Here is a 22,127-nt window from a genome sequence, read left to right on the forward strand (position 1 = left end):
TAAGATAAGATGACAGAACAAGTAAAATCAGCAAATGGCAAACTGGGAATATTAATGCCAGGTCTGGGGGCGGTAGCTACAACCATGATTTCGGGCGTAGCAGCGGTTAAAAAAGGATTATCAAAGCCAATTGGTTCACTTACACAAATGGGCACCATCCGCATTGGTAAACGTACGGAGAAGAAAGAACCTAAAATTAAAGATTTTGTGCCGTTGGCTGCACTGGAGGATTTGGTTTTTGGTGGCTGGGACGTTTACGAAGATAACGTTTATGAAGCGGCTATGAATGCACGCGTACTGGATGCCAATTTACTGCGCGATGTAAAAGAAGAATTGCAGGCTATTAAGCCTATGCGTGCCGCTTTCGATCGCAATTATGTTAAAAACCTGGATGGCAAGTTTGTAAAAGATATCGATAACCGTTACGAACTGGCACTGGCTGTAATGGATGATATCACCAATTTTAAGGCCGATAACAATTGCGACCGCATTGTATTGGTTTGGTGTGGTTCTACCGAAATTTACTTCGAGCCTTCTGAGGTACACAACTCGCTGGCTGCTTTTGAGCAAGGTTTAAAAGACAACGATCCGCGCATTGCGCCAAGTATGATTTATGCCTATGCGGCACTAAAACTTGGAATTCCTTTTGCCAACGGTGCTCCAAACTTAACAGTCGACATTCCGGCCTTGATCGAATTAGCAAAAGAAACCAATACCCCAATTGCCGGAAAAGATTTTAAAACCGGACAAACCTTAATGAAAACCATTCTGGCTCCGGGCCTTGCCGCCAGGTCTCTTGGTGTAAACGGCTGGTTTTCGGATAATATTTTGGGTAACCGCGATGGTTTGGTGTTGGATGATCCGGATAACTTTAAAACCAAAGAAGTTTCTAAGCTGGGCGTACTGGAAGATATTTTCAAGCCTGAAATCAACGCAGATTTATATGGCGATATGTACCACAAAATCAGAATCAATTACTATCCGCCACATGGCGATAACAAAGAAAGCTGGGATAACATCGACATTTTTGGCTGGTTGGGTTATAAGATGCAGATTAAAATCAACTTCCTTTGTCGCGATTCGATTTTAGCTGCCCCAATTGTACTGGATTTGGCTTTATTTATTGATTTGGCTAAACGTGCAAACCTTTCGGGCATTCAGGAGTGGCTTTCGTTCTATTTAAAATCGCCGCAAACCATTCCGGGGGTACCAGCAGAGAACGACATTTTTAAACAGCTGATTAAGCTTCAAAATACCCTGCGCTACATCATGGGCGAAGAGTTAATTACCCATTTGGGGCAGGATTATGAAGAAGAAGTGGTAGAAACGGCATAGTGTTTTTTCACAAGCTCATATCTACTGCCTTCGGCATTGGCTACATTGGCAAGGGTGCAGGTACCGTCGCTGCGGCGGTTACCTGCGCCCTCTGGTGGTTTTTGCAAACCCCATACACCAATCCGTACCTGTGGCCTTTTTTATCGTCGATATTTATTTTGCTGATTGGCGTAATTACCGGCGATGAAGTAGAAAAAGTATGGGGAAAAGACCACCAAAGGGTGGTGATAGATGAAGTAGCCGGAATGGGCATTGCCTTGCTCTGTGTGCCCTTAAAATGGCCGTATTACTTAATGGCTTTAGTTCTTTTCAGGTTTTTCGATATCGCCAAACCCTTTTACATCAGAGATATGGAAGTATTACCCGGTGGATGGGGCGTAATGGCCGATGATGTACTGGCGGGAATTTATGCCAATGTGGTGTTGCAGGGGATTATTCTTTTAGGCCTGTTTTAATATGCTTACTTTTTTAAAAGCCCAGGCTTCATCGCTAACCGCCTCGGCTACCGATTTTTTAGTTACCGCCCTTACCGTAAGCATTTTTGGCTGGTGGTACCTGGCCGGAAGCATTACCGGTACCGTGGCTGGCGGACTTGTTAACTTTTACATCAACCGGAACTGGGTTTTTAATGCCGGCAGGGCAGAAGTGAGGCAACAAATGATCAGGTACATGCTGGTTTGGGTTGGCAATTTATTACTGGTAACCTCATTTGTTTACCTGCTTACCCATTTTTTTAAGCTCAATTACCTGTTCTCCAAAATAGCAGTTTCTGTGGTAATCGGAATCAGCTACAATTATTATATGCAAAAGCAGTTTATTTTTCCCTTAAAATGAAAGTTGTTTATTCATTTTTTATAGCCATGGTTTGGTTGGCAACAGGTTTAAGTGCTTTTGCACAAAAAACGGTCGTTAGCGGTACCGTGCGCGATGCCGTTTCTAAAGAGCCCTTGCCTTATGTATCTGTTTTTTTTAAAGGTACCACTATCGGCACCCAAACCGATCTTAACGGGAATTATGTACTTAGTTCGGTGAGCCCGCAAGAGGGATTGAGTTTTAATTATGTGGGTTATATCACCCTGTCGAAGCATATAAATCCCGGTTTTGAGCAAAAGCTGGATGTTACCCTGGTACCCGATGCAAAAGCTTTGGGCGAGGTTACTGTAGTGGGGGGCAAAAAAGCGCGTTATCGCAATAAGGATAACCCTGCGGTAGAACTGATCAGGCAGGTAATTGCCCACAGGGAAGAAAACCGGATCAGCAATTTCAATACAGCCGCTTTCAGGCAGTACGATAAAATGCTTTTTTCGATGAGCAATGTGTCTGAAAAGTTTAAAAACAAGCGGATTTTCCGGAACTATCAGTTTCTTTTTCAGGAGCAGGATTCGACGCTTATTGGAGGCAAAAATTTGTTGCCCATTTACATACAGGAAAAGTTAACTGATAAATATTTTGCCAGCGATCCAACACGGAACAAATCAGTGATAATTGGCGAAAAACAGGTTAATTTCGATCAGCAACTGGTTGATAACAACGGTATGAAGGTTTATTTTGAGCGGATGTACCAGGATATTGATATTTATAAAAACAATATTTCGGTTATCAGCAATGAGTTTTTAAGCCCCATTGCCAACGCTGCACCTTCCTTTTATAAGTTTTTTATTACCGATACCATTAAAACGGGCAATGGCGAGGTGATTGAGCTTGCTTTTACGCCAAGAAACGGCACCGATATGCTGTTTGAGGGTAAATTGTACGTGAGCAACGACAAGCATTATGCCGTTACAGGTGTATCAATGGGGGTAAATAAAAACATCAACCTTAATTTTGTACGGGCTTTAAAAATCGACCTTGATTTTGAACCTACAGTTTCGGGTAAATACAGTTTAGCCAAAAGTAAGCTGATTGCCGATTTCGGCCTGGGCAAAACCAAAGGCATGGGTTTTACCGGAGAGCGTTCTTCAACCTATAAAAATTATCAGTACGATATTAAACTCCCCGATACCATTTTTCAGGGCAGGAGTATTGTTGCAGTTGCAGGCGCATCTGCGCGCGATGAGCAATATTGGGAAAAGAACCGTTTAGATCCCTTATCAAAAGAGCAGGCGAAGATTTATCACAACATCGATACCCTGCAAAAAATACCTTCTTTTCAGCGTACCGTAAAAATTGCCACCTTGCTTTTTGCAGGTTATGGTAATCTTGGTCCTTACGAAATCGGTCCCGTTAACACCTTTTATAGTTTTAACAACGTAGAGGGTTTTCGCCTGCGTTTTGGCGGACGTACCACACCCGAACTCAGCAAGAGGTTTTATTTCGAAAATTATGCTGCTTATGGTTTTAAAGATGAAAAATGGAAATTCTTCCTGTCGGCAACCTATTCCATTAACAATAAATCCATTTATCAGTTTCCGCAAAATTATGTGCGGGGAAGTTTTCAGCGCGATACCAAAATTCCGGGACAGGAGCTGCAGTTTGTGCAGGAAGATAATTTCCTTTTGTCGTTTAAGCGTGGGCTGAACGATATGTTGCTCTATAACGATTTCTATCGACTGGATTATGTGCACGAGTACGAAAACCACTTTTCTTATGCTTTTGGCTTTAAAAAATGGAGCCAAACGCCTGCCGGAGGCTTGAACTATCTGGCCAATGGCGGAGGATTGATTAACCGCTTAACCACAAGCGAACTTTCAGTGGCTTTACGCTATGCACCTAACGAGAAGTTTATTCAGGGCAAGATTTACCGTGTACCCATTGCCGATCGTTACCCGGTGTTTAACCTGCGTTATACGGCAGGGATAAAAGGTTTGCTCGGGGGCGAATACAATTATCATAACCTGACCGGAAGTGTTGATAAGCGTTTTTATCTATCGCAACTGGGTTATAGCGATGTTACCGTAGAAGGGAGTTACATAGCTGGCAAGGTGCCTTTTCCGCTGCTGGCCATCCACAGGGCTAACCAAACCTATGCCTATCAGCTCAATTCCTATAACCTCATGAATTTTCTGGAGTTTGTGAGCGACCATTATGTGAGTGTGAACATCGATCATAATTTTAATGGCTTTTTCTTCAATAAGCTACCCCTCATTAAAAAGCTGAAGTTAAGGGAGGTTGTCTCATTTAAAGCGCTTTATGGTGGTTTGCGCGATGAGAACAATCCGGTAAGCGGTAGTGGTATTTACCAGTTGCCTGCATTCGATAACGGTCTGCAAAGAACCTATTCGCTGGGTAACCAACCTTACATGGAAGGTAGTGTAGGCATTGGCAATATTTTTAAGTTGTTGAGGGTTGACCTGGTCAGGCGTTTTACCTACCTGGATAATCCGGAAGTAACTAAATGGGGGATAAGGGCAAGGGTTAAATTTGATTTTTAAATAAAAATATATGGAAAGCGTAAAATTAAGAGATCGCCTTCAGCTGGCTATTTACAAGGTGATTAATCCCTTTGTAAAAGGGCTTATTAAAATGGGTTTAACCCCTAACATGGTAACCAGTATAGGTTTGGTGCTGAACATAGGAGTGGCGGTAATTTTTGTGCTGGGCGCCGAAAAATCTAACCGTGGCGACATGTCATACATTGGCTGGGGAGGAGCACTCGTGCTGTTTGCAGGCTTATTCGATATGCTCGATGGGCAGGTAGCCCGCCTGGGCAATATGAGCTCCAGGTTTGGGGCACTATACGATTCGGTACTCGATCGCTACAGCGAAATGATTATGTTTCTGGGTATTTGCTATTATCTGGTTGCACACCATTACTTTTTAAGCTCGCTATTTGCTTTTATTGCGCTTATTGGCTCAATGATGGTGAGTTATACCCGTGCCCGCGCAGAAGGTTTGGGCGTAGAATGTAAAGGCGGCTTAATGCAACGGCCTGAAAGGGTAGTAACCATAGGTGTATTTGCCATTGCTTGCGGGGTAACCGGACATTTTATTGGCGGCGATTATAAAATTTACCTTCCGGGTATTTCTTTTCATGTATTCGAAACCATGTCGGTTTTTACTTTACCCATTACGTTGATGGCTGTTTTAACCAATATTACAGCGGTAAAAAGGTTGCAGGAAGCTAAAAAAGGCTTGGAGGAGCAGGAAAGAAATGAAAAAAAGACCAGCAATAAAGCAGCTTTAGTGGCTGCTGCCTTGCTGATTGCAGGAATGGGTGCTATGGCGCCGGCTAATGTAATGGCACAGGGAGATAATCCATCGCCAATTGTTTTTCCAACACCAGAAGGTATAGCCAATCAGCTTTTTTATTTACAGCGCGATCCCAATACCAACACCATTGTTTGCCAGTTAAATGTAGATAAACATGGCGAAGTAATTAAAGAGCAGCCCATAAATGTTTTCTGGATGCGCTATGGCGATAAAGGAGAAAAGAAAGAGCTCAGCTACATACAGCGCAAATTTGCCTACGGCATTGTGAGTAAAGATTTGGGGAACGGGCAATTCGAGCTTCGCTTTGTTTCCCATAAAAAACTGCCCATGTACCTGCGTAAATCAGCAGCCGATAAAAAGTACCATGTTTACGCCACCATCAACGATAAAAAGATGGAAATCGAACGCATATTTCTGCGCATAGAAGGGGGCACTTTCTGGTTTCCTAACGTAAAATATGTCGAAATAAAAGGTCGCGATGCTGCTGCACCAGCCAAAGCATTTACAGAAAGGATTAAAATTTAAGGTATGAAGAAGAATTTTGTATCCAACAGTACCGCATCGGTAAGGATGTTTAAAAGTGATTTGATGGAAAGCCTGTCGAAAGTTCGTTTTTATGTTCCCCTGATTGTATATGTTCCGGTAATTGCTTTTTTGAGCTATAGATCACTGTGGCAAAACCAAATGCCACTGGTTAATTTTGTATTGTGGTTGCTATTTGGACTGGGGATATGGACCATAACCGAATATTTTTTGCACCGATATGTGTTTCATTTCGAACCAAAATCGGGCTGGGGACAACGCATCCATTTTATTTTTCATGGGGTTCACCATGATTATCCAAACGATGCCAAAAGGCTGGTGATGCCCCCTTCGGCCAGTATTCCGATGGCATTGGGCTTTTACTTTTTGTTTAAGTGGCTGCTACCACAAAATTGCGATTATCCGTTTTTTATTGGCTTTATAATTGGCTATCTGTTTTACGATATGGTACATTATGCCCTTCACCATGCCAATTTTAAAAGCGGTTTCTGGAAAAAATTGAAACAACACCATATGCTGCACCATTACTCCGATTCGACCAAAGGTTACGGGGTAAGCTGGACATTCTGGGACCATATATTTCGCTCAAATTTTGATAAGAAGGATGGAAAAACAACCGGGAACTAAAGGTTTTTACCACCGCAGTTTCGTGTATGCTGCTTTATCTGTGTCAGCAGGCTATTTGTTGCTTTCAAAGTTTCTGGTAGGCTTTAAAACCGATCAGCTGGTACTGGTTTTTATCTTTAACGCGCTGTTCTTTTTTTCTAAAGCCACACGCAAGTTTATTTTGGGTTTTTCTATTTTTATCGTGTACTGGATCCTTTTCGATTACATGAAAGCATTCCCCAATTACCGGTATAACATGGTGCATATTCAGGATCTTTACGAGGCAGAAAAACACGTTTTCGGGATTAGCCTGCATGGCCTGATCGTAACGCCCAACGAATTCTGGAAAGCAAACAGCAGTGCTTTTTTAGATGTATTAACCGGCCTGTTCTACCTGATGTGGGTTCCTGTTCCTTTGGCTTTTGCAGTATACCTGTTTTTTAAAAAGAAAACAGAATTTGTGCATTTTTCGCTGGTGTTTGTTTGGGTAAACCTGCTGGGTTTTGTGGTGTATTATCTTTTTCCGGCTGCGCCGCCCTGGTATGTGCAAACGCATGGTTTTAACTTTATAGCGGGTACGCCTGGTAATACCGCTGGTTTGGCCCGCTTCGATCAGTTTTTCAACATTACACTTTTTAAGGGAATTTACAGTAAAGGCTCTAACGTTTTTGCGGCGATGCCTTCATTGCATTCTTCTTACCCGCTTATTGTGGTATATTATACCCTCAAAAATAAACTGGGTGGCATTAATATCTTTTTTATTACTGTAATGGTAGGTATCTGGTTTTCGGCAGTTTACAGTAGTCACCATTATTGTTTAGATGTGTTGGCCGGAATAAGCTGCGCCATATTGGGTATTGTTTCCTTTCAGTTTTTAGTGAAAAAAGCTCCACTAAAACACTTTGTGGCTTATATGGTGCAGAAAATAGCTTAAAAATAACCGGAAGGCTGATCAATTTACCTTCCGGTTAATTCTTCCCCTTTCATTTGCCTGCCGTTCTGGCTGGTAAGCCTTCCCGCTATGCTAACAGCTCGTTTTCACATTTGTTAAGACAGGCTGTCTCAGCTCATTATTTTCTCAAACTGAATAATGTATTTTGTTTGTAGTGTCTGATTTTCAGTTGTCTATGGGTTTGTGTTGTTGATTTTGTCTCACAATTTTGAGACAAATCGACAAAAGGTTGAACAGATAATAAAAGCCGTATTGCTTTACTTTGATTCAGTTAACCAAATAATAAACCACAATGCAAACATCTTAAGCCGGTAACCCTGTGCTTTTTGCAGCTCTAGTACTTTTTATGAGAAATAAATTATTTAATCGCGACGGCTAATTCATGGCAATTTACCCCAAACCAATTTATTAACGGAAACCCAAAACTATTTTATATGATGCTCAAAAAACTTTACTCATCCTACCTACATTCCAATACCATTAAACAAATCTGTAATTGCTAACCTGACAAATGCCGAAAAAGGTATTTGCAGACGTTTTTTAAGTTCCAGACATTTTTCAGAAAACAGAACGGTCATCTGCGTTTAACGTAAATGCTTGTCTCGCATATGTCTACTGAATAGGCTGGATCAAGAAAACGATCGCTGATATAGGTTTCAATTTTTAGCAACAGGCAGTTCAGGCTTCCAATTGCTGTGGTGTTTAAAAACATCGCAGGGATATGCTTATGCCATTTTTTGAAGGTATTCCGTCTGCTAATGTCTTCATTTTTAGCTAAAAAGCGTTAAGCGGTCTTTATAAAAACGTTTTATCAGGCTCAATTCAAGCAGCAATCAATAAGTAAATGTGATGTAACCTGGCGCGGCAGCCGGGATAAAAGCAATATGTATATGAAAACAAAAAACAATGTTAAAACCAAACGTTGGCAAATCCATTGGATGTTGCTCAGTTTCATTGTGCTTAGCTTAACGCAGTGTAAACACGATGAGCTAACCGAAGAAGTGGGGTATGACCCGGGAAAAGAAGTGGTGATTACCGATTTCTACCCCAAGCAAGGCGCTGTAGGGAACAATCTGGTGATATATGGCGATAATTTTGGAAACGATCTTTCTAAAATAAAAGTAACCATTGGCGGAAAGCCCGCAAAAGTGATAGGTGTAAAAAACAACAGCCTGTATTGTATCATTCCCGAAGCAGCCTATGCCGGCGATATTAAAATCACCATTTTGGGAGGCGATAACCAGCAACTGGCCCAGGCCATATCGAAAGAAGCATTTTCGTATACCCGGAAATTGCTGGTTTCTACCTTTTTGGGGAAATATTATGAAGTAGCCAGTAATTTTGAAGAAAAAGAAGGCCCTTTTAACGATTGCGGCGCATTTAAAGGCATTACCTGGCTTACCATCGATCCGAAAAACCCTGATCACATGTATTTTACCGGTGATGTAAATAGTTGCCGCTTTATCGATTTCGAGAAAAAATACGTGAGCTATTTCAGAACCGACCTCGATCGTGTATCGATCATGAACTGGCGCATTGACGGAAACCAGGACATGATTGTTTCGCACAACCACTCGAGCGATACCAAAAACGGTAATTATATTTTTAGCCGCGAATCCAATTTTCTGCAGAAAAAGGCCATTGAGGTATATGCACGTGGTGTAAACGGAACGATGGTACATCCGCAAAACGGAGAACTTTATTATTCGAGATACAGGGCAGGCGATATCCGCAGGTACGATTTTAACACCAAAGAAGATAAGCTGGTATTTTCTAACCCTTATAGTGCAGTTGCGGTTTATATGGTTATGCACCCTTCTGGAGACTATGCCTATCTGGTTGAATATGAGAAGCATTATATCATGCGTACTGATTACGATCGCGATAAGAAAACCTTTAAAACACCTTATACCATTTGTGGTGCTGCAGGTACTGCCGGTTATGCCGACGGAATTGGTACCAATGCCCGTTTAAATAACCCTGTGCAAGGCGTGTTTGTTAAAAATCCTGATTATGAGACCTCAGGAGGAGATCAGTACGATTTCTATTTCTGCGATAAAGCCAATCATGCCATCCGCACTTTAACGCCACAGGGTAGGGTAAGCACCTTTGCCGGTCGCGGTAATAACGGAACCAACGGATATGCCGATGGCGATTTACGTACCGAAGCCCGTTTCAATAGTCCGCAGGCAATTGCTTACGATGAAACCCGAAAATGCTTTTACATCGGTGATACCGGTAACTGGCTGATCAGAAAAATAGCAAAAGAAGAATAATTAAATATACCCACGATATAATGATGAGATTTATTTTACTAACATGCATCGTCTTGCTAGGCATTACCTTTAATGTGGCTGCACAGCAGGAGGTGATCATAAAAGGGACGGTAACAGATGTCGGGAAACTACCCTTACCCGGGGTAAGTATTTCTGTTGCCAACCGGCCCGGATTGGGTGCAATAACCGATGGAGACGGAAAATTCAGTATAAAAGTGCCTCCATATCAAACCCTCGTATTTACCTCTGTAGGTTACGAAAAACAAGAAGTACTGATCAAAGAACAGCGCGTGGTGAATGTAACCATGAAAGAATCTGATGCCAGTGTGTTAAACGAGGTAGTGGTTACCGCTACCGGTGGGCAGAAAAAGATTTCCATTACCGGCGCAGTTACCACAGTAAACGTCGATCAGTTAAAATCAAACCCATCTACCTCTATGGCCGATGCCCTGGCAGGAGTAGTACCCGGTATACAGGCCATGCAAACTTCGGGCAGGCCCGGTAGTATTTCCGAATTCTGGGTGCGTAGTATCTCTACTTTCGGAGCCAGTAATGCCGCATTGGTATTAATTGATGGTTTTGAACGCGATATGAATGAAATTAACGTAGAAGATGTTGAGTCATTTTCAGTGTTAAAAGATGCTTCTGCAACCGCCATGTATGGCAGCAGGGGTGCCAATGGGGTAATCTTAATTAAAACCAAACGCGGTAAAGAGGGTAAAGTAAACATTAATGCCAAGGTAGAAGGTTTTTATAATCAGCTAACCAAACTGCCCGAATTTGTTGATGGATATACCTATGCATCGATGGCTAACGAAGCCAAAATTGTGCGTAATCAGGAACCACTTTTTTCAAAGTCGGAGCTTGAAGTACTGCGCCTGGGTTTAGATCCGGATTTGTTCCCTAACGTTGACTGGATGGATGTGATTTTACGTGATGGCGCAAAAAGCCAGCGCAGTATGCTCAATTTAAGCGGTGGTGGAAAAACAGCCCGTTACTATTTGTCTGGTAGTTATCAGGATCAGGAGGGGATGTATAAGGTAGACGATGCACTGAAGAATTATAATACCAACGCCAATTTCAAAAAATATACCTACCGCTTAAGTGTAGATATGGACATTACCAAATCGACCTTGTTAACTGCGGGTGTTTCAGGCTCATTGCGCAAGCAAAATGACCCTGGGGTAGGTAGTGATGCCATTTGGACAGCACTTATGGGCTACAATGCTATTACAGCGCCATTGCGTTATTCGGACGGAAAAATTCCGGCCAGCGACGACCGAGATGGTAACCCGGATAACGATCAGGACCGCTTTAATCCTTGGGTTCAGGGAACCATGACCGGTTACAATGAAAACTGGAGCAACAACATCCAAACCACCTTAAATTTAGACCAGCGATTGGATTTTATTACCAAAGGCCTGCGTTTTCTTGGTCGCTTTGGTTACGATACCTACAACAACAACTGGATTAAACGCTACAAGTTTCCCGAATTGTGGAGCGCAAACCGCTACCGCAATACTGCCGGAGACCTGGTGTTTAAACGCATCAGAGAAGAGCAGAAAATGACCCAAACTTCTGGTTCTGATGGCGAAAAACGCGAATTTTTTGAATGGGAAACCCACTACAACAACAATATCGGTGCACATAATTTTGGTGCCGTAATTAAATATACCCAGGCTTCGAAAGTATTTACGCAGAATATCGGTACCGATCTTAAAAACGGTATTGCACGTCGTAATCAGGGATTTGCTGGCCGCGCCAATTACAACTGGAACTCGCGTTACTATGTAGACTTTAACTTCGGCTACACCGGTTCAGAGAATTTTCATAAAGATTATCGCTTCGGTTTCTTTCCGGCCATTTCTGGAGCCTGGAATATTGGCGAAGAAGCTATTGTGAAAAAGTTAGGTTGGATCAACATGCTAAAAGTCCGCTATTCTTACGGAAAAACCGGAAACGACAATATGGGCGATATCAGGTTTCCTTACCTGTACACCATCGAGCAGATGGCAGGCGGAGGTTACAATTTCGGCGATTACGATTCTTCAAACCAATGGACCGGAATCCGCTATTCAAGCGTAGCATCGCCCAATGTAACCTGGGAAATTGCTACCAAGCAGGATTTAGGGATCGACTATTCCTTATTCCACGATAAGTTTAGCGGAGCTATAGATTTCTTCCGCGAGCGCCGCGAAGGAATTTACATGAGCCGTAATTCCCTGCCTGGATTTGTTGGCTTGGAGAACAATCCATCGGCCAACGTAGGGGAGGTAAAAGCCGAAGGATTTGATGGCAATTTTACGCTTAAACAAAAAATAAGCAATATAGATTTTACGCTGCGCGGCAATATTACCTATAGCAAGAACGAGATTATTGAACGTGACGAAGAAAACACCATTTACAAATACAAACTGCAGGAAGGCCACCGGGTTAACCAGGCCAGGGGATTGATAGATTTAGGCTTATTTAAAGATTACGAGGATATTCGCAACAGTCCACGGCAATCTTTCGGCGAAGTAATGCCGGGCGATATCAAGTACAAAGATGTTAATGGCGATGGCTTAATTGATGATAACGATATCGTAGCCATTGGTGCCACAACCCGGCCCAATCTAACCTACGGTTTTGGTTTATCGGCCAGCTGGAAAGGTTTAGATATCAATGTACACTTCCAGGGGATCGGAAAGTCGACCTATTTCATTAATGGTTCGTCTGTTTACATGTTTAGTTTGGGCGAAAACTGGGGTAACGTATTGAGCGATGTGGCCAATGGCAGCCGCTGGAAGTTAGGCGAAAATGAAGATGTGAATGCAGCTTATCCACGTTTAACCTATGGTGCCAATCCCAATAACTACCGGGCTTCTACTTTCTGGCTCAGAGATGGTTCTTACCTGCGTTTAAAAACTTTGGATATTGGCTATTCGCTACCAAAAACACTGGTAAACAAAGCGCATTTAAGTGGTGTACGCTTCTTTTTTATCGGTACCAATCTGTTTACGTTCACCAATTTTAAACTATGGGATCCCGAACTGGGAAGCTCAACCGGTAAAGCGTACCCGCTTAACAAAACACTATCGGTTGGGGTATCAGTTAATTTATAAGCAATGAAGAACATGAAAAAAATAATTACAGCCTTAACCTTCGTAGCTGCCATATCAGTAATTAGCGGATGTAAAAAATACCTCGATTCGGATTATTTGTTTGATGAACGAATGACCACTGAGGAGGTATTTAGCAACCCCGATTATGCCAACAGATGGTTGGCACAGGCTTACTCTTTTATGGCAAGCAATTACATGCAGGATGTAAGCAGCAAAAAATCTGTGCCCTTTAATTTTGCCGATGATATGTATTACGGCGACGAAAGCGACGGATACCGCAGGTGGAAAAACGGTCAGTACACCGAAAATGGCCTAAATGGCGAAAGCAAGGAGATCTGGAATACGGCCTACAAGGGTATCCGTCAGGCTTCTATTTTCATAAAAAATATCGATATCAATAAAAAGTTTACCGCAAAAGAAATTGCTGACCTAAAGGGGCAGGCACGCTTTTTAAGGGCTTATTTTTACTGGATATTGTTGCGTACCTATGGCCCAATACCAATTGTACCTGATGAAGGGATTGATTATACCAAAGAGTACGATGATATTGCACAGCCCCGTAACAGCTACGAAGAATGCGCAGTTTATCTCTCTAACGAACTGGCAGAAGCCGCCAAAGGCCTTTCGCTTCAGCAAGGTATACAACAAATTGCACGGCCAACCCGTGGTGCTGCACTGGCCTTACGTGCCCGGATATTGCTTTACGCGGCAAGCCCCTTAGCCAATGGTAAAGCTCCCGCAGAAGTTGCTGCTGCACTGGTTACCAAAGATGGTAAACCTTTACTTTCGCGCACTTACGACGAATCGAAGTGGGCCAGGGCTGCAGCTGCGGCAAAAGATGTGATGGATTTAGGGCAGTACCGTTTATATGTGGCCTATAAAAAAACAACGGGCGATGCCGCTTACCCGGCAACCGTTACCCCTCCGTTTGACAGTAACTTTTCGAATAGTGCATGGCCTGCCGGCTGGAGCGATATCGACCCTTTCGAATCTTACCGCGCTTTATTTAACGGAACCGTTCCGGCTTACCAAAATTCGGAATTGATTTTTACCCACGGACAAAATCAAGGTGGCGAAGGCATTAACGTGCTCGTATTGCACCAGTTGCCACGTTTAGAAGGTAAAGGTTATAATTCGCATGGTATGACCCAAAAACAGGTTGATGCCTATTACATGAACGACGGTACTGACATTCCCGGAATGAACAACATGTATGCCGGCAGACCAGGATATGAAGGCCGCTACAACACAGCAAACCGTACCGGAGGCTATGTAAAGCAGGAGGAACTGGCCACTTACCCTGAATTAGGTCCACTGGGGGTAGGTGTAAATAAACAGTTTGCCCGTCGCGAGCCCCGTTTTTATGCTTCAGTTTCTTATAACGGCGCCACCTGGAACCTGCTGAATGCTGAAAGTGTGCGTGATGAAAAAAGCAATGTGCAGATCTTTTACTACCGCGGCGACCCGAATGGTTATAAAAACACCACTTACTGGCCACGCACAGGTGTTGGGATTAAAAAATATGTGCATCCCGATGATATCAGTAATGTATCGGTTACGGCTTACGATCAAAGCAGGATGAAGCCGAAGGTAGATCCATCTATCCGCTATGCAGAAGTGTTGCTGATCTATGCCGAAGCCTTGAACGAAATCAATGGTTCTTACAACATTGCTTCGTGGGATGGCAGCAAAACACACGCCATATCACGTAATATTTCAGAAATGAAAAGGGGAATTCAGCCCATCCGCATCCGTGCAGGTTTACCTGATTATGCAGGCGATGTATATTCCGACCCGAATAAATTCCGCATTAAATTAAAAAGGGAGCGCCAGGTTGAGCTGTTTGCCGAAGGACAACGTTATTTCGATTTGCGCCGCTGGGTAGATGCACCATCAGAAGAATCGGCACCGGTTTACGGCTACAATGCTTATGCAACCAAATTGCAGGCCGATCTTTTTCATGTACCCGTTGAAACGCCTTCGCTGCCTTCAATTTTTACCTTAAAAATGTGGTTTTGGCCTATTCATTACGATGAGCTAAGACGCAACAAATACCTGACCCAAAACCCAGGCTGGACAAATCCTGAATAATTATTAGAATCTGCAAAATGAAAAAAAGTATCTATATACTATTTTTAGTGATAACAACAGCGGTATGCTTTGTTTCATGTAACGATGAATGGAAAGAAGAACAATTTGTTCAGATGGCCTCATTCAAATCGAACCCAACGGCGCAAGGGGTAACCTGGTGTTATGTAAGGTATAATGCCGAAGGAAAAGTGCGCTTTAACCTGCCTATAATTATGAGTGGCTCTACGGCAAATGCGAAAAACCGAACCATTCACATCGGTTTAGATCCCGATACTCTGGCCCGGTTAAACCAGGAGCAATATGGGCATCGCCAGGAATTGTATTTCAGACAGCTCGATAATAAATACTATACCATGCCCCAAACAGTTGATGTACCCGCTGGCGTGAGTACGGTTACAGTGCCTGTTGATTTTAAACTCGGCGACCTTGATCAGGCCGATAAATGGGTGTTGCCATTACAGATTTTAAACGATGCTTCGTACGATTATCAGGCCAATCCGAACAAATACTATCGCCGTACCATGTTGCGCATTACGCCGTTTAACGATTATTCGGGCGAATATGGAGGTACTTTGTATAAGATATTTCTCGAAGGCGATACCGAACCCTTAACTTTAAATACCTACCGCACTTTTGTGGTTGATGATAAAACCATTTTCCTTTATGCCGGAATCAGGGATATCGATTATCTTGACCGTAAGAAGTATAAGGTGTTTATCAGGTTCACGAACGATAATATTGATATACAGAAGAAAAAACTGGAAGTCTGGAGCGATAATCCGGATAATAAATTTAAGCTCGGTGCAGCACAATCTTACTACACCAGAGACGAAGCCTGGGATGCCAAACTGCCATACCTGAAACATGTTTATACCACATTGTTTCTGTCGTATGAGTTTGAAGATTATACCACCATACCAGGCCAAAGGTTGAAATATAAGGTAGAAGGTACTTTATCGATGCAGCGCGATCTGAATACGCTGATTCCTGACGAAGATCAGCAGATTCAATGGTAAAATAAAATTGGTTTAGTTTTGTATAAGGAGGGCTGTCCGTAATTTTTCGGGCAGCCTGTTTTTGTTTAAAGCGTTTTCCGTAAATGATTCGTGTGGACACGAACCATTGCTGTAGGGTGTTTTCTTAGTTTGTAAGTCTGAGCCTGTCGAAGACCGTTTGGTGGCGAGGTAGGTGAGACCATGATCCCGATATGCCCCCTCGTTGCGTCCTGCTGATCCGATAGTTATCGGATTTGTTTCAGCATCTCTTCTTTTTATTCGTTATCATCCCCCTGCCCCCTTCAAAAGGAGGACTTGATAAACTCAAGAGTTAGGCCTGGTTTGTCAGTCAGAGCGAAGTAGAAGATCTTTTTATGGGCTTTATTGAAGTCCTTCGACAGGCTCAGGATGACAGATTATTAGATGTTTACACGATTTTTGCTGACCAAAACCAATATTCGATACTATTAAAATACCTATATAGTTTGTCAGTCTGAGCTTATCGAAGACCGTTTGAAGAAAGTAGGAGAGACCCTGAAACACCCGTCCGACCGTCCGGGCGGAAGTTCAGGGTGACGTATGTCTTAGCAAATCCCCTCGTTGCGTCCTGCTGAACTTGTTTCAGCATCTCTTCTATTTATTCTTCATCATCCCCCTGCCCCCTTCAAAGGGGGATTGGATAAGCTCAAGAGTTAGGCCTGGTTTGTCAGTCTGAGCGGAGTAAAAGATCTTTTTATGGGCTTTATTGAAGTCCTTCGACAGGCTCAGGATGACAGATTATTAGATGTTTACACGATTTTTGCTGACCAAAACCAATATTCGATACTATTAAAATACCTATATAGTTTGTCAGTCTGAGCTTGTCGAAGACCGTTTGAAGAAAGTAGGAGAGACCCTGAAACACCCGTCCGACCGTCCGGGCGGAAGTTCAGGGTGACGCGTGTCTTGGTAAATCCCCTCGTTCGTCCTGCTGAACTTGTTTCAGCATCTCTTATTTTTATTCTTTATCATCCCCCTGCCCCCTTCAAAAGGTGGACTGGATAAGCTCAAGAGTTAGGCTTAGTTTGTCAGTCTGAGCTTCCCGATGCATCGGGACAGGTAGTCGAAGACCGTGGGTAATCCATTAGAAAAACGTCATCTCTACTGAAGCGCAGCGAAATGGAGAGATCTATAAACAGTTTTCTCGACTTCGTTGCACTCCGCTCGAAATGACGACCCCGTGGAGAATTTTAATTTGTCAGTCTAAGTGGTCAAAGACCTTACAGTTTAAACTAGTTATTCCTTATCAAAAAACTACTAAACAACCCTTTTTGCGATGGGTTTCCCTTTACCACAATACCAGCGCGGTAGCCCATGCCCCAGGGCACATATTTAGCTGCTAAAAATTCCGTACGGTGCAAGCTCACCCAATCTGAATCCGTTTTTTTATAGAAAAATTCGATCTGTTTGCCATCATCACTAATCTGCATTTTTAGCTGTACAGGCCCTGTCAGGCTTTCTTTATGGCTTTTAAGCTCCGTATAACTTCCTTCAAAATTGTCAAAAATCACCAGGCCCTCTTTGGAAGCTGTAATGCCTATTCCGCCAAGTTCCCCCGGCCATTTGCTTTTAAAAATAGCGCCACCCAAACAAATCCCCGCTTTGGCATCGCCAGGGTTTACCTGAGCCTCGATATTAAAGTTTACCGTTTTGATATATTGGCCCAGAAAAGTACCCAAAGCATGATTTTCGTCAGAAGCAGCCAGACTTAAGCCATTAGCAAAGGTCATTTCAGGTCTTTGCGCCTTTGAAGGCCACTGCCAGGCCAGGTTCAATTTGCTGTCTTTTTCAAAATTGTCTGTAAAATCAAGATCTGATTTAGGCCGGTTAGGTACAGTTGCATTGTGCAATACCGGCCAGCCATCGGCCCCCACAATTAACTCTTCAATAACACCCTCCCTGCCTACAAAAACATCATAACTTTTGTTAAAAGCATGGTAAAGCATAAACATCCTGTCGTCAGCAGTTTTTACCACAGTTCCGTGCCCGGGGCAATTCCATTTTTCGGTACTGACCATAATTGGATTGTTGGCGTATTTCTCCCAAACCCCGCTCGAGAGGTCTTTGGTGCGCGCTATTCCGGTTTTGTAGTTGCACCTGGCATCGCAGCAGCCTCCAACCGAGTATAAACTGTAAATGTATTCGCCGAGACTAAAAAAACAGGCCCCTTCAACCAGTCCCGTTTCCCAGGGCTGGTTATTGGTAAAAACTTTACTTTTTTGTCCAAGCAATTGTGTACGACTTTCGTTAATTTCCTGTTTCCAGATCCAGCTTTCTTTACCACAGCCGTTGCCGTCGTTTTTCCAGAAGGCATAAATTTTACCATCGTGCTGAAGTTCAAAAGCATCAATGGCGCCGCAATCATCTTCTATAATTACGGGGCCGTTATCGGTAAACTTTCCGGTTTCAATTTTATCTGCATTAATCCAGGCAATACCACATTGTAAACCCGGATTGCCTTTGGTTGCCCGGTTGTGGGCAGTATAATAGGCGTATATCCGCTTTTGTTTCGAATCGTAAACCAGCTCAGAAGCCCAGAAATTATTTTCGCCCCACTGGTTTTTCATATCCTTAAAACCTTCAGGGAAAACATGGTTAACCAGTTTCCAGTTTTTAAGATCGGTTGATTTGTAAATGGTGAAATAAGGCGCCCACTCGTTTGTCGTAGAAGTGGCATAGTAAACATTACCAACCCTGATGATGGATGGATCCGGATTATCGCCCGGTAAAGCCGGATTAACCAATTGTGTAGGGACGTGTGGTGTGCTGGCATTATCTACGCGTGTTTTCTTAATTCCACAAGCGGTTACACTTAAGCCAATAAACATATAAATGATGCTATTTCTTAGGTGATGCCTGGTTAGCGATTGTTGGGTTTCCTGCGTTTGCGGGTACTTTGCTTTCTTTTTTAAAAATCTGGATAGCGAAAAATGAATCATGTATTTCGAGGTGAAAAAGTTAGTCTGCTATTGGTTTGTTTTTCGAAAGTAATGAATTCTGAACACGATGAAAGTAAGGTCTGGGCACTGAACGCTGGCATATCAGACCTTTTTTATTACGGATTAATGCAGCGTTTTTATTAGGTTTTTTGTGTTTAAGTTTCTGTTTGTCAGTGTTTTGTTTATATTTAATCGATCGTTTACAATTTAATTTTTCACACAGAATTTCGTTTTTATATCCATTTTTTGATCAGGTAATTGAGACGAATCGACAATAAATTGAACATATTTTACAAAGAGCATTGGCTTACTTTGAAAATAAGAAACCAATTATAAACAGTGTTGCAGGCTCGTACAGCAAATGCCGGCGGCGTAAAGCAGCAGGATATGAATAAAACTGAAATGATAATCATCAATTTTGCTGCATGTAAATTATCATGCACCGATGCCCAAACCAACCATTTTTAAACACATATAAATCACTATAAAATTAAAATTAATGAAAAACTACAGGTTAATTTATACGCTTCTCTTAGGTGTTTTTGCAATAAATATGGCTTATGGACAAAATACCTTAAGCAAAACCGAAAAAAAAGAAGGATTCAAATTGCTTTGGAATGGTAAAGATGCCACGGGATGGCGTGCCATATTTAAAACGGAATTTCCGGCCAAAGGTTGGGAAATTAAAGATGGCATTTTAACTGTATTGCCATCAAACGGAAAGGAGCAGGGTTCGGGTGGTGATATCGTTACCAAAGATGAGTATTCGGCCTTTATTCTAAAATTCGATTTTAAGTTGACTCCAGGCGCCAACAGTGGTGTAAAATATTTTGTAACCGAACAGGAAAAAACCAATTTATCGGGTATTGGCCTGGAATTTCAGGTGCTGGATGATGAAAAACATCCGGATGCAAAACTGGGTAAAAACGGGAACCGTAAACTGGGTTCGTTGTATGATCTGATTCCTTCAAATAAGCCTGCTTCGGTAATTAAGCCTATTGGCGAATGGAACAGCGGCGAAGTAAGGGTTTATCCAAACAACCATGTAGAACACTGGTTAAATGGTGTAAAAGTGGTTGAGTACGAACGCGGATCAGCAGATTTTAAAGCTTTAGTGGCAGGTAGTAAATACAAAACCTGGAAAAACTTTGGCGAAGCCCCAAAAGGTCATATTCTGATTCAGGATCACGGTAACCAGGTTTCTTACAAAAACATTAAAATTAAAACCCTTAAGTAAGGTTATGGAAGAATCAAGAAGAGATTTTATTAAAAAGGCTGCTATTGCCGCTGCAGGTACCTATGTGGGTACTTTCGGCATGTCTGCAAAAAGTTATGCCAATATTCTCGGGGCTAACGATCGTGTGAGGATTGGAGTGGTTGGTTTTTCCGACCGTTTTAAAGATACACTGTTTCCCTGCTTTTTAAACCACAATAAAGAACTGAATTTTGATATTGTAGCCCTTTCCGATTTATGGAATTACCGCCGCAATTTAGGCACCGACTATATCAAAAACAAGATTGGTCACGGCATTACCGCCTGCAAAAACAACGATGAACTTTATGCCCTGAAAGATCTGGATGCGGTAATTATCAGCACGCCCGATTTTGCACATGCCCTACATGCTATCGAAGCAGTTAACCATAAAAAAGATGTATACTGCGAAAAACCTTTTGCCGAAACCATGGATGATGCCAACGCAGCGTTAAAAGCCGTGAGATCATCTAAACAGATTTTACAGATTGGCTCGCAACGCCGTAGCGGACAAAATTATCAGGCCGCTGCCGATTTTATTAAGCAGGGCAAATTTGGCGATATTACCATGGTCGAATTAAGCTGGAATGTAAATCAGCCTGGTCGCTGGCGCCGTCCCGATTTGGTAGCGAAACTGAAAGAAGAAGATACAGACTGGAAACGCTTTTTGCTGAACCGGCCTTACGAAGCTTTTGATCCAAGGATTTATCTTGAATACCGCTTATTCTGGCCGTACTCATCGGGTATGCCAGGGCAATGGATGAGCCACCAGATTGATACCGTGCACTGGTTTACCGGATTGCAGCATCCGCGCAGCGTTACGGCAAACGGCGGCATTTACCAGTGGAAAGATGGCAGGCGGAATTGGGATACCACAACTGCTGTTTTTGATTATGGCCCGCTTGATGATATGACCAAAGGTTTTCAGGTGGTATTTACTTCGAGAATGCACAATGGAGATGAAAAACCCGCCGAAATTTACTACTCGAATGGGGGGGAATTGAACCTGATTACCAATACCATATCGCCACAAGGTGGTTTAACTGCAAGGGCTGCCGCTGCAATGAAAATGCAAGCCAACCTGTTACCAGAAATTAAACTGGCTGCACCATCGGCTGCGGCTGCATCGGCCAATACCGGGGCAGATGTGCTGAGCTCTAACCACATGCGTAACTGGCTGGAGTGCATCAGAAGCAGAAAAGAACCTAATGCACCTGTTGAAGCAGGTTACCAGCATTCCATCGCCAATATCATGACTAATGCTGCTGTGCATACCGGAGAGAAAGCAACCTTCGATGCCAGCCGTAAAGAAGTAATGGTAGGGGGCAAAGTATTTAAATACTAAATTAATCTCAATCAATGAAAAATGCCTGGATAAATTCCGGGCATTTTTGGTTTTAGTGCGCCGGGCATGGCAATCGACTATAGGGTTAGAGTCCCGAACACGCTTAGCAGTAGGAAGTGTTAGCTTAAGACAAGGGTGTCGTGGGTGACTGCGAATCTGAAGGAAGTCGGCGGCAAATATGGGGGCCTACGAACAGAAACTGTATATAAGGCGGATTTAGTCCGGGTGATGTTGCTAACCAAACAGAAGCCCAATACTGCACGGGGACTATTACGTAAATACAGGGGCCACATCCATAGGAAGTAGATTGTCTTACCCCGGGAGATCTGAATGAGTTCTGTCAAGAGTAAGCGCGATTACAGGAGAAGAAACATTTAGCAGTGATGCTAAATGCCTCAATCAGAAGTCAGCAGCGGTAGTAGTACTGCAATACAAATGCAGGAAGGACTGAATGTTGGGATGGCAAAGGAAACAGGAAGTTTATGGCAGAGCGTTTACAGC

General features: G+C 42.8%; 14 protein-coding genes. 13 read left to right on the forward strand and 1 reads right to left on the reverse strand.

The genetic code is table 11. The annotated features are described in order from the left end of the window. Positions 1-9 precede the first annotated feature (9 nt). From BLR37_RS22165 to BLR37_RS22215, 11 genes are all read left to right on the forward strand, one after another. Positions 10-1,335 carry an inositol-3-phosphate synthase gene (locus tag BLR37_RS22165; RefSeq protein WP_090772477.1) on the forward strand — a complete coding sequence of 442 codons (1,326 nt, stop codon included), beginning with the start codon at positions 10-12 and terminating at the stop codon, positions 1,333-1,335. Continuing rightward, positions 1,335-1,790 (forward strand): phosphatidylglycerophosphatase A family protein, encoded by a 456-nt coding sequence (locus BLR37_RS22170; protein WP_244154733.1) that lies wholly within the window; start codon positions 1,335-1,337, stop codon positions 1,788-1,790. The genes BLR37_RS22165 and BLR37_RS22170 overlap by 1 nt, the downstream gene beginning before the upstream one ends. Position 1,791: 1 nt before the next feature. Further along, positions 1,792-2,169 (forward strand): GtrA family protein, encoded by a 378-nt coding sequence (locus BLR37_RS22175; protein WP_090772481.1) that lies wholly within the window; start codon positions 1,792-1,794, stop codon positions 2,167-2,169. After that, on the forward strand, positions 2,166-4,706 hold the full coding sequence (locus BLR37_RS22180) for a DUF5686 and carboxypeptidase-like regulatory domain-containing protein (protein WP_090772483.1): 2,541 nt from the start codon (positions 2,166-2,168) through the stop codon (positions 4,704-4,706). Before BLR37_RS22175 ends, BLR37_RS22180 begins: the two co-directional genes overlap by 4 nt. A gap of 10 nt (positions 4,707-4,716) precedes the next feature. Continuing rightward, positions 4,717-6,009, forward strand: a complete 1,293-nt coding sequence (locus tag BLR37_RS22185) for a DUF4833 domain-containing protein (RefSeq protein WP_090772486.1) — start codon at positions 4,717-4,719, stop codon at positions 6,007-6,009. A gap of 3 nt (positions 6,010-6,012) precedes the next feature. Then, positions 6,013-6,654 carry a sterol desaturase family protein gene (locus BLR37_RS22190; protein ID WP_090772488.1) on the forward strand — a complete coding sequence of 214 codons (642 nt, stop codon included), beginning with the start codon at positions 6,013-6,015 and terminating at the stop codon, positions 6,652-6,654. Continuing rightward, on the forward strand, positions 6,632-7,567 hold the full coding sequence (locus BLR37_RS22195; protein ID WP_090772490.1) for a phosphatase PAP2 family protein: 936 nt from the start codon (positions 6,632-6,634) through the stop codon (positions 7,565-7,567). Before BLR37_RS22190 ends, BLR37_RS22195 begins: the two co-directional genes overlap by 23 nt. 908 nt (positions 7,568-8,475) lie before the next feature. After that, a complete protein-coding gene (locus BLR37_RS22200) occupies positions 8,476-9,861 on the forward strand; it encodes an IPT/TIG domain-containing protein (RefSeq protein ID WP_090772514.1) in 1,386 nt (461 codons plus the stop codon). A gap of 20 nt (positions 9,862-9,881) precedes the next feature. Beyond that, complete coding sequence (locus BLR37_RS22205) at positions 9,882-12,965, forward strand: SusC/RagA family TonB-linked outer membrane protein (RefSeq protein ID WP_090772492.1); 3,084 nt, start codon at positions 9,882-9,884, stop codon at positions 12,963-12,965. A 12-nt stretch (positions 12,966-12,977) separates the two neighbouring features. After that, complete coding sequence (locus tag BLR37_RS22210) at positions 12,978-15,056, forward strand: RagB/SusD family nutrient uptake outer membrane protein (RefSeq protein WP_090772494.1); 2,079 nt, start codon at positions 12,978-12,980, stop codon at positions 15,054-15,056. 17 nt (positions 15,057-15,073) lie between these two features. Next, positions 15,074-16,072 carry a DUF4973 domain-containing protein gene (locus BLR37_RS22215; RefSeq protein WP_090772496.1) on the forward strand — a complete coding sequence of 333 codons (999 nt, stop codon included), beginning with the start codon at positions 15,074-15,076 and terminating at the stop codon, positions 16,070-16,072. Positions 16,073-17,322: 1,250 nt separating this feature from the next. Here the strand turns inward: BLR37_RS22215 and BLR37_RS22220 are convergent. Beyond that, positions 17,323-19,029 carry a glycoside hydrolase family 43 protein gene (locus BLR37_RS22220; RefSeq protein ID WP_090772498.1) on the reverse strand — a complete coding sequence of 569 codons (1,707 nt, stop codon included), beginning with the start codon at positions 19,027-19,029 and terminating at the stop codon, positions 17,323-17,325. Positions 19,030-19,528: 499 nt separating this feature from the next. Between BLR37_RS22220 and BLR37_RS22225 the strand changes: the two genes are divergently transcribed. Together BLR37_RS22225 and BLR37_RS22230 are read left to right on the forward strand one after the other, a co-directional pair. Continuing rightward, positions 19,529-20,266 (forward strand): 3-keto-disaccharide hydrolase, encoded by a 738-nt coding sequence (locus tag BLR37_RS22225; RefSeq protein ID WP_090772500.1) that lies wholly within the window; start codon positions 19,529-19,531, stop codon positions 20,264-20,266. 4 nt (positions 20,267-20,270) lie between these two features. After that, positions 20,271-21,626: a Gfo/Idh/MocA family protein gene (locus tag BLR37_RS22230; protein WP_090772502.1), complete on the forward strand. Its 1,356-nt coding sequence runs from the start codon at positions 20,271-20,273 to the stop codon at positions 21,624-21,626. Positions 21,627-22,127 lie beyond the last annotated feature (501 nt).

It is taken from the genome of Pedobacter soli (genome assembly GCF_900101435.1).
Taxonomy (GTDB): Bacteria; Bacteroidota; Bacteroidia; order Sphingobacteriales; family Sphingobacteriaceae; genus Pedobacter; species Pedobacter soli.